The 10,596-nt window shown below is 34.5% G+C and carries 6 protein-coding genes; 3 read left to right on the forward strand and 3 right to left on the reverse strand.

The window, feature by feature from the left end; translation table 11 throughout:
- Positions 1-297: 297 nt before the first annotated feature.
- Positions 298-2,487, forward strand: coding sequence for a 1,4-alpha-glucan branching protein GlgB (glgB, locus tag AABE15_RS09105; protein WP_338330982.1), 2,190 nt, complete (start codon positions 298-300; stop codon positions 2,485-2,487).
- A 60-nt stretch (positions 2,488-2,547) separates the two neighbouring features.
- Positions 2,548-3,987 carry a glycogen synthase GlgA gene (glgA, locus tag AABE15_RS09110; RefSeq protein ID WP_338330983.1) on the forward strand — a complete coding sequence of 480 codons (1,440 nt, stop codon included), beginning with the start codon at positions 2,548-2,550 and terminating at the stop codon, positions 3,985-3,987.
- Here the strand turns inward: glgA and AABE15_RS09115 are convergent.
- Complete coding sequence (locus AABE15_RS09115; RefSeq protein ID WP_338330984.1) at positions 3,984-6,287, reverse strand: glycoside hydrolase family 15 protein; 2,304 nt, start codon at positions 6,285-6,287, stop codon at positions 3,984-3,986. The two genes, glgA and AABE15_RS09115, sit on opposite strands and share 4 nt — an antisense overlap.
- Before the next feature lie 393 nt (positions 6,288-6,680).
- Between AABE15_RS09115 and AABE15_RS09120 the strand changes: the two genes are divergently transcribed.
- Complete coding sequence (locus tag AABE15_RS09120; protein WP_338330985.1) at positions 6,681-6,947, forward strand: SemiSWEET family transporter; 267 nt, start codon at positions 6,681-6,683, stop codon at positions 6,945-6,947.
- Between the two features lie 206 nt (positions 6,948-7,153).
- On the opposite strand, the gene pflA is transcribed toward AABE15_RS09120, so the two are convergent.
- Together pflA and pflB are read right to left on the reverse strand one after the other, a co-directional pair.
- Complete coding sequence (gene pflA, locus AABE15_RS09125; protein WP_338330986.1) at positions 7,154-7,903, reverse strand: pyruvate formate lyase 1-activating protein; 750 nt, start codon at positions 7,901-7,903, stop codon at positions 7,154-7,156.
- A gap of 72 nt (positions 7,904-7,975) precedes the next feature.
- Positions 7,976-10,255 carry a formate C-acetyltransferase gene (pflB, locus tag AABE15_RS09130; protein WP_338330987.1) on the reverse strand — a complete coding sequence of 760 codons (2,280 nt, stop codon included), beginning with the start codon at positions 10,253-10,255 and terminating at the stop codon, positions 7,976-7,978.
- Positions 10,256-10,596: the final 341 nt, after the last annotated feature.

The raw sequence follows: 10,596 nt of genomic DNA on the forward strand, positions 1-10,596 counted from the left end.
ATTTTAATTAATGAAAAATTAAGTTCAATTTTTAAAACTTATAGTAATATACTATTATTTCAAAAATAATTTTCACTATATAATTTTTATATTAAGAAAATAATTTAATATAACAGAATTTTATTATTCTATTACAATAAATATTTTAATCAACACTGCAAAGTAAAGAATAAAAAGAATAGTATTCTTTAAAATTGTTTTAATGAAATTAATTTATTGTTTATTAGGTCTATTTTGTTCTAATATGTATAAATATGCTTAGTCGTAATCAATAAACGAATTACTTGTAGAGGTTTAATGAGACCATACGATAGGCTAGCTCTTAACCATTTAATTTTACAGAAAAAAGATCAATATCCTTTTTCTGTCTTAGGCTTGCATCATATAAACAGTCATAGTGAATTCCGTGTTTTTCTACCTGATGCAGCTAACGTTAATATATTAAAAAAAGAAAATTTATCGCATGTATTAACTCTGGATCGTATCCATAAAAAAGGATTGTTTTTTGGTAAATTTAAAAGATTACCACGTAATTTTTCTTATATTCTTGAAATAAATTGGACGAAAACTAAACAAATTATAGAAGATCCTTACTGTTATAGAGATTATCTTCAAGATTTTTGGAATAAAGAAAAAAACAAGGATAAATTTTCCCTTTCTTATCAAAAATTAGGAGCACATCTTATTAAATTAGCTGGCGTCTACGGAACTTATTTTTCTTTATGGGCACCACACGCAAAAAAAATCTCTGTTATTGGTCAATTTAATCATTGGGATATAAGAAGATATCCTATGAATAAACAAAATAAAACTGGTATTTGGGAACTTTTTATACCAGATATTGGGGAAAATGAAGTTTATCAATTTCATTTAATTAATAGCTATGGACAGTCCATCATTAAATCGGATCCTTATGCCTTTTCTGTAGAATCAGCACCAAAAAATTATTCTATTGTGCGCTCTCTTCCAAACGTAAAATTTAGAACTAAGGAACAAAATAATCGAAACCAAATTGATAAACCTATTTCAATTTACGAAGTTCATCTTGGTTCTTGGAAACGCGATAATGATGGTAATATGTTAAAATTTAAAGATTTAACGCAACAACTTATTCCTTATGTTAAATCCATGGGTTTTACTCATATAGAAATTTTACCTATACAAAATCATCCTTTATATGGTTCATGGGGATATCAACCTTTATGTCTTTATGCACCTGCTCCTTATTATGGTTCTTATATAGAATTAATTGATTTTATTGAAGCGGCTCATCATTATGAGCTTAATGTTATTTTAGACTGGGTAGGAGGTCATTTTCCAGAAGACAAATGGGGCTTAGCTCAATTTGATGGTACATCACTCTACGAATATTCTGATCCTCGAGAAGGTATTCAGCATAAATGGCAAACGCTTATTTATAATTATAAAAATCCACAAGTACGCCAATTACTGAAGGATAATGTCTTCTTTTGGATAAAGCATTATGGTTTTGATGGCATAAGAATGGATGCTGTTACTTCTATGATTTATCGTGATTTTTGTCGGGCAGAAAATGAATGGATACCTAATAAATTCGGTGGAAATATTAACCTTGAAGTAATTGATTTTTTAAAAGAAACCAACAAATTTATTCATCAAAAACATCCTGGCGTAATAATGATTGCTGAGGAATGTACGAGTTATGAAGGAGTTACGTCGAAAAAAAAAGGATTGGGCTTTGATTATAAATGGAATATGGGTTGGGTAACCGATACGTTAAATTTTATGAAACAAGATATTACTAAACGTATAGATTTTTATAATAAAATTATATTTGCTACGTCATATGCCTGGAAGGAGAATTTTATTCTTTCACTCTCTCATGATGAAGTTTCGCCTGGAAAAATATCTATGTTTGAAAAAATGGCCGGCAGTGAAAGTGAAAAATTTTCTAATTTAAGAGCTTATTATGCGTTTATGTGGGCTCATCCTGGTAAAAAATTAATATTTATGGGAAATGAATTTGCGCAAAAGCAAGAATGGGATCATGACAATCAGCTATCTTGGTATGTATTGAACGATCCCTACAGTTTACATAAAGGCATACAAAATTTAGTCAGGGATCTTAATCATTATTATCAAACGCACCCTGCTTTGTATCAAAACGATGTTTCTCCAGAAGGATTTCGTTGGCTCATTGCGGACGATAAACAAAAATTAGTTTTTGCGTTTATACGGTATGCCAAAGATAAAAAGACACAGGTGCTTGCAATAAGCAATTTTTCAAACGTAAATTATAAACACTATCGTTTAGGCCTTGAAACACCAAATATTCTCTATGAAGTGCTCAATACAGATAATCTACTTTATGGTGGATCAACGCGGTTTGAAAATAAACATTTTGTTCCCGAAACTATACCGCACCATGAATTTCAATGGTCTGTCTTGTTAAATTTACCATCCCTATCAACGCTTTATTTTGAGGTTAAAGAACAACATTTGGACTAAGATACAATAGTCAATCTCTTTTATTAGCTTAACAAGTTGTATAATTTAGTGGGTTAAAAGATGAAAATACTGCATGTGTGCTCAGAATTCTTTCCACTGTTAAAAACCGGCGGATTGGCTGACGTTATGGGGGCTTTGCCTATGACTCAAAGAAAGCTAGGCCATGATGCACGTATTCTTATTCCAGGTTTTCCTGATATCTTACATAATGTTAAAAACAAACAAGAAATTGCGTGTATTCAAAGCTTTGTAGGGCCCTGTAAACTCTATGCGTGTACTTATCGAGAAACGCATCTTTTTATTATTGATTGTCCTTCTTTATACAATCGGCCCGGAAGCCCTTATCATGATAAAGAGCATGTTCCTTATCATGATAATCACTTACGTTTTGCTTTATTAGGGTATATTGCATGTGAAATAGCCAAAGATTGTTATCCTTATTGGAAGCCCGATATTATTCATGCGCATGATTGGCACGCTGGATTAACCTGTGCGTATTTAGCGGCCAATCAATATCCTGCTAAATGTGTTTTTACGGTTCATAATATTGCTTATCAAGGACTTTTTGCTCCTTATCATCTAAAAGAGCTGTGGTTACCGCAAGAATTTTATTCTTCAGAAGGATTAGAATTTTATGGTCAAATTTCTTTTCTAAAAGCGGGATTATATTATGCTAACACATCAACAACCGTTAGTCCGACCTATGCTAGAGAAATATTACATCCTAAATTTTCTTGTGGTTTAGATTTGTTATTAAAAAAGTTGAAAGAAGAAAAACGTCTTTGTGGTATTTTAAATAGAGTGGACGAGACAGTATGGTCTCCAAAATATGACGAATTTATCGCGCAATCTTATTCATGGGATGAGCTGAATAAAAAAAATGTTAACAAAGTAGATTTACAAAAAAAATTAGGGTTATCGATACAAAATCAATGGCCTCTTTTTACCGTTATTAGCCGCATGACGTATCAAAAAGGGTTAGATCTAATCATCAAAATTTTACCTAGATTAGCTCATTTTGGTTTACAATGTGTCGTAGTAGGCCATGGTGATAAACCTATTGAAAAAGCGTTCGAAGACGTAGCACATTCTTTTCCAGATCAAATTAAAGTTATTATTGGTTACAATGAACCAATTTCGCATCGAGTTATTGCAGGAGGAGATGTTTTAATAATTCCTAGTCGTTATGAACCGTGTGGGTTGACTCAACTCTATGGTTTAAAATATGGGACTTTACCTTTGGTTCGAAAAACAGGCGGATTAGCCGATACAGTAGTGGATTGTTCTTCGGAAACTTTAGCCAATCAAAAAGCTACAGGCTTTGTGTTTAATGAATGTACACCTTTTGATTTGCTTAAGACAGTTCATCGAGCCTTATTATTATGGAAAATTAAAGAACAATGGCATCAGGTACAGCAAGAGGCTATGCAACAAGATTTGGGATGGAGGAAAACAGCTAAAAAATATGACAATTTATATGCTTCGCTCTTAAATCATTAATTTTCAATTAATATATGCCAATTTTTTTCTTCCCATTGATCAAGGAATTTTCGCGTAAAATCAATTTTTTGACCAGCGAGATTTTTTATATCTATGGATGCACCATAAATACCTAAACCTAAAAGTTGACTGCTTATTTCTTGAGTATTTTGCCAGTTATTTAAACCGTATCGCAAAGTAAAAGGTTGAGACGCTTGTATCCATAATTTGTTTTGACAAGAAGTGTGATTACAGGCAACGGTGTCGTTCCAAAAAGTTGTTTTAGGGGATTGTGGAGGATTACTAAAATATTGAACAACACATTGCAATCTTTCAATAGGTACTTGCGTTTTATAAGTATAAATTAATTTAATTAACTCTGCGTGTGCCCAAATTAGTGGCATAGCACTCCCCGTTGCTTTTCCTTTGTACAAATGACGTTCTGGGATATCCTCATTGTCCCATACCTGTTCTGGTAGCATTCCCCCTATACTTGCCGATGCAAGGATAGCATTTAAGTATGGCAAAACACTCTCTTTGCATTCAATGGCATAGTGACCTCTCTCTCCACTTAACAAAGGCCATAAACGCCCCTTCCCATTTCCATCATAAGGGCTTCCATCATCATGCTCCCCATAACCATCATTATTATAACGATAATAATAAGGACCCGCGGGAAGTTGAACACAAAGTAATTTATCAATTAATTTAGTGGTATCTCTAATTTTTTTGTCTGAGCCTTGTCTTAATCCTAAGCGTACAAGATAAAGGTATTCCATCCCGAGTAAATTACGAATTTTAACAACTTGATTATTTCTATTTTTTAGCATGACTTTGCCATACCGTGCAGAATGACAGCTAGGATTTAATCTTATGTAATGTCCTTCAATTTGGTGTTCTTTATCTAAATTGGTATGCTTTACATAAACCCAACTTTCTAACCGATTATTCCAATCGCTAGCTAAGTCGAGTGCGTATTGTTGATCCCTTTCCTCTAAGAAACCTAATCTTGCACCAGAGACAAGCGCTGTAATGGAAACGGCGAGCGTAAAAGGATTAAGCCCAGAATTTTCTTCCCATCGATCTTGCGGGCTTGTAGGGCCATGTTGAGCAATAAAACGCAAGGCTTTTTGTGCCATGCGTTTCGCCGGGTTGTACATTGAGCCTAACAAATTCATTTCACTTAATTTTGCAGCTAATAAGACCGGCAAAGCGACTTCGTCAAGTTGTAAACCGAGCCAGTAAGGCCTTCCATCTGTATAATTGTTTTGTAACCAATGCCCATCAGGTTGTTGTATACTTATTAGATACGCAAGAACACTTTTGGCTTCTATTATCATATCACATGCCAGCATGGCGAAGGCTACTTCAACGGTATCTCGTGGCCAAACTAAGTGATATCCCCCCGTATCTTTATGGCTATCTCCCCAAGGTGTACTTAAACTTGCTATTAAAGCACCAGGAAAAGTTCCTCCTGTATGACATTTTATAACAGCAGCAGAAAGTTTAACAATTTTGAGGAATCGTTCTGGGAGATAATCAAGCGTTGGGGTTAAGATACGTTCAAACCAAGCTTTCCAGCTTTTGATGTAGAAATCTTTTATTTCTTCATAACCGGCAGAAAGAGAGCTATAAGCTAACGTTCTTACGCCTTCGATACTGTAACAAAAAGCCAGGGCGAGAACACCTTCGTTTTCGTTTAACTCTCCTATTAATGCAATATTACCTGGACCAGCTTGATCATAGTGCCAAGTCATTTTTTTGTTTTCATGAAAATCACACCATCCATCAGACGTGCCAATGTAACCAACACTACCTCGATTAAAGCCATGCTCAGCACTAAGAATGGTATGTTGCAATTGTTTATAAGCAACAAGTCCTTCAGGAGTAATTTTGCCATAATTATCATCGCCGTCTCCTCCTAAGTGAGGAGCAAGTAAAGTATAAAGTTTTAATCCATGGCCTATAAGTTTGTAGTGTATCAAAAGCACGTCCCTTACAGGATCAGGAACAATCTCCAATTCTAATTTATAATTTTTATGTGTATGTGTAATGTGTGGTAACAGCAAACCTGCTTCTGGGGTGGTTAATTCATAATTATGATTTCTTTTCACTTCAGACCAGAAATTTTCTCCAGATACAATAAAACCTATATCCCTTATCTGTGGAATACTACACGAAGGCCAATACACTTCGTTTAAAATTCCGTAACCAACAGCATACCAAACTCTACCTCTATAAATAGATGTTCCTATAATGTCCTTAGCGCTGCTTGTCCACGTAGAAGGTAGACCAGGTCCACCTGGAGCTTCTTTGACCATAGATGATCTCCTAGTATGTTAGGAAGTGTTATACTAAGTTAGTTTTATGTGATATGGACCAATTAGTATTCCATTGTTTTAAAAATTTAAAGTTTAGTCGAACTTTTATCATCAAACGATTAATTTAGTTTGTAAAGTCAAAAGCTGAGGAGGAGAGAATTATCAAGTCATACATAGACTTAAATGGCAAAATTGATGATAAAATCTTATAATTTAAAAAAGCAGCAGAAATTAATTGCATTCAATTTTATAATATAAAATTATTTTTTCTTGTTTCAATTATCGATCTGTCCATGTTTGATGTTGTACTATTTCATAATCAAATTTATCTTTTATTGAGTCGTACTTTACTTTATTCGTAGAGAATAATGTTAATTATAACGAGGCGGTTTCATGAGAGATGACAGCAATTTACCTACATCTACAAAAATTATAGGATGGATAGGAACGTTTACTGCCTGTTGTATGTTTTTTTTCTACATACCGCAAATATATGATAATTTTCACGGATATGTTACCAATCCCCTTCAGCCTGCCGCTGCTACAGTAAATTGTATTTTTTGGGTTTGTTATGGTTTCAAATTGAAAGACAAACCGATAATGATAGCTAATTTACCGGGGGTCTTTTTTGGCTTTATTGCTTTTATAACGGCTTTATAAGTAGGTTAATTTTAAAGTTTTTTATGCAGCAGTAAATAAACACTCGATATCAAAATTCATCGGGGAAATAACATACTTTAAGAATTTAAGTTTGAATGGAGTTAATTGAAGATTGTTAAAACAATGAATTTTCCAGACGAGTTTTATATTATTTAACATATTATAAACAACAGATTTGAGAAAAGGAGCACGAATATATTCTTTTCTTAATAAATGACTGTATGTCCATAGCTGCTGATGATTTTCTTAAGATTTTCTAGTGTTTCTATAGAAGGTGGATTAAGATTTTTTAATTTATATTCTCTGTTAAGTTCTTTCCATTTATGTTCGCCCATTTGATGAAGAGGAAGAAGTTCTATACGTTCAATATTGGACATCTGTTTAGTAAATTGACCTAACATATGGGCAGATTCTGCATCATCTGTCCAACCTGGGACAATAACATACCGTATCCACGTTTTTTTATTTTGTTTAAATAAGTATTGTGCAAAATCTTTAGCATATTTATTGGATATTCCTGTTAATTTTTTATGGACATCCTCTTTCATTTGTTTGAGGTCAAGCATGACGAGATCTGATTCTTTAATTAGACCTTCTATTTCTTTTGTGTAATGTTTTGCGTAACCGTTTGTATCCAGACAAGTGGTTAGATTTTCTGCGTGACACGCTTTAAACCATTCTGTAATAAATCTAGCTTGTAAGAGTGGTTCCCCACCAGAAGCAGTAACCCCTCCACCATTGGCTTGTAAAAAAGGTTTGTAAGAAATGATTTCACTCATTAATTCCTGAACAGTAACAATACGCCCAGCTTTCATATCCCAAGTATCCGGATTATGACAATATAGGCATTGCATTAGGCAACCTTGAAAGAAAACGATGTAACGAATTCCATTACCATCGACTGTACCGAACGATTCAATAGAGTGAATACGTCCTGTATGTTTATTTATAAACATTATTTTATCCATAGAGCTTACATAAAGAAAGACCCATAAAGGGTCTTTCTAAAATAAATAATTATCGTAATTTTACATTGTTGTTGTAAAAGTACGGTTAATTACATCGTTTTGTTGTTCTGTCGTTAGAGAATTAAAACGGACAGCATATCCAGAAACACGAATGGTTAAACTTGGATATTTTTCTGGATGTTTTTGCGCATCTAATAGAGTTTCACGTGTAAACACATTAACATTTAAATGTTGGCCACCTTCTTTGTCACAACTATGATGGAAGTAACCATCCATCATGCCTGAAAGATTGGCTTTGCGAACATTATCATCTTTTCCTAGCGCTTTTGGAACAATAGAGAACGTATAAGAAATACCATCCTTTGCATAAGAGAAAGGTAATTTTGCAACGGAAGTTAATGAAGCAATAGCTCCTTTGGTATCACGACCGTGCATAGGGTTGGCCCCGGGACCAAAAGGAGCACCGGCTCGACGTCCATCTGGAGTGTTTCCGGTTTTTTTACCATACACAACGTTTGAAGTAATGGTTAATACGGACTGTGTAGGTTTTGCATTACGATAGGTTTTAAGTTTGCTAATCTTTGTCATGAAATGCATAACTAAATCACAAGCGATGTCGTCTACTCTTGGATCATTATTACCAAATTTTGGATAGTCGCCTTCAATATGAAAATCCACAGCAACGCCATTTTCGTCACGAATAGGTTTGACTTTGGCGTATTTGATTGCTGAAAGAGAATCAGCGGCAACGGATAATCCAGCAATCCCACATGCCATCGTGCGAATAACATCGCGATCATGTAAGGCCATCAAAGCAGCTTCGTAGCTGTATTTATCGTGCATATAATGAATACAATTTAAAGCGGTCACGTATTGCTTGGCGAGCCAATCCATAAAGTTATCAAGTCCGTCCATAACTTTATTATAATCAAGAACTTCGTCCATCATAGGGGCTGTTTTAGGTCCCACTTGCACTTTGGATTTTTCGTCAATACCGCCATTGATAACATATAGTAACGTTTTAGCAAGGTTTGCACGAGCACCAAAGAATTGCATTTGTTTCCCTACAATCATTGGGCTAACGCAGCAAGCAATGGCATAATCATCGCTTTGGAAATCTGGACGCATAAGGTCGTCATTTTCGTATTGCAATGAAGAGGTGTCTATGGAAACTTTACTGGTAAATTCTTTAAATCTTTTAGGTAATTTTTCAGACCAAAGCACGGTAAGATTTGGTTCTGGTGAAGGCCCCATTGTGTAAAGTGTGTTAAGGAACCGGAAAGAATTTTTTGTAACTAAGGTGCGTCCATCAAGCCCCGTACCACCGATAGATTCTGTGGCCCAAATAGGGTCACCAGAGAACAATTCATCGTATTCAGGTGTACGTAAGAAACGTACCATGCGTAATTTCATGACGAAATGATCAATAAATTCTTGAGCCTGCTCTTCGGTGATAACACCATTATCAAGGTCACGTTGGACATAAATGTCTAAAAATGTTGAGGTGCGTCCTAAAGACATTGCTGCTCCATTTTGAGATTTAACCGCAGCTAAATAACCAAAATAGGTCCATTGTATGGCTTCTTGAGCATTTTTTGCAGGTTGGGAAATATCGTAGCCGTATTTAGCAGCCATGATTTTCATATCGTTCAACGCTTTGTATTGATCATTAATTTCTTCGCGTAAACGAATAGTTTCTTCTAAATTAACACCATTTTCCAGGTCAGCTTGAAGGGATTTAAACTGTTTGAGCTTATCGGCCATTAATCGATCAATACCGTATAAAGCAACACGTCGGTAATCACCAATAATGCGTCCCCGACCATAAGCATCCGGTAGACCGGTAATAACACCTGATTTGCGGCAAGCTACAATTTCAGGCGTATACACATCGAATACACCTTGGTTATGCGTTTTACGATATTTGGTGAAAATTTCTATAACCATTGGATCGAGTACACGGTCATAGGCCTTGCATGAGCTTTCAATCATGCGAATTCCACCATTAGGCATAATCGCACGTTTTAATGGTTTATCGGTTTGTAAACCAACAACGGTTTCTAAAGATCTATCAATGTAACCTGCATCATGAGACGTAATCGTAGAGATCGTTTTTGTATCAAAATCTAAAGGAGCTTTCGTCGAATTTTCAATTTTGATCCCTTCTAAAACGTTTGACCATAATTTTTTAGTAGCTTCTGTAGCTTGAGCTAAAAACGATTCATCTCCTTCATAGGGAATATAATTGGCTTGAATGAAATCACGTACATCAATTTCTTTTTGCCACTTTGTACCTTTGAACTGTTCCCAGCCTTTAACTTGTGTTTCAGTGTTTGACATTATTATCTCCTTAATTATAAAAGGCAGGTCAGTATAGAGTGTCTTGGTTTAATCACCCTATAAATCATTAATTCGTTATGTAATTTTAAAATAAAAGGGATCGATAAAAAATTACAAAAAAAGTTGTTTGTAAGAAATGAATGTGTCGAAATAAACGTTTGGTAATAAAAAATAACAATAATAAAGATATAGTTCGAAATAATATTCGATTTGGTGAAAATAGCATTCATACTAAAAAAGAACATATGCTTTAGTTTCAAGTTTAATTACTCGTTTATTAGTGACAGCGTCAAATCCTTATACCTACCTTGATATATATAAAATACAGCTTAATACAGATT

Source organism: Commensalibacter sp. Nvir (assembly GCF_963921845.1).
GTDB lineage: Bacteria > Pseudomonadota > Alphaproteobacteria > Acetobacterales > Acetobacteraceae > Commensalibacter.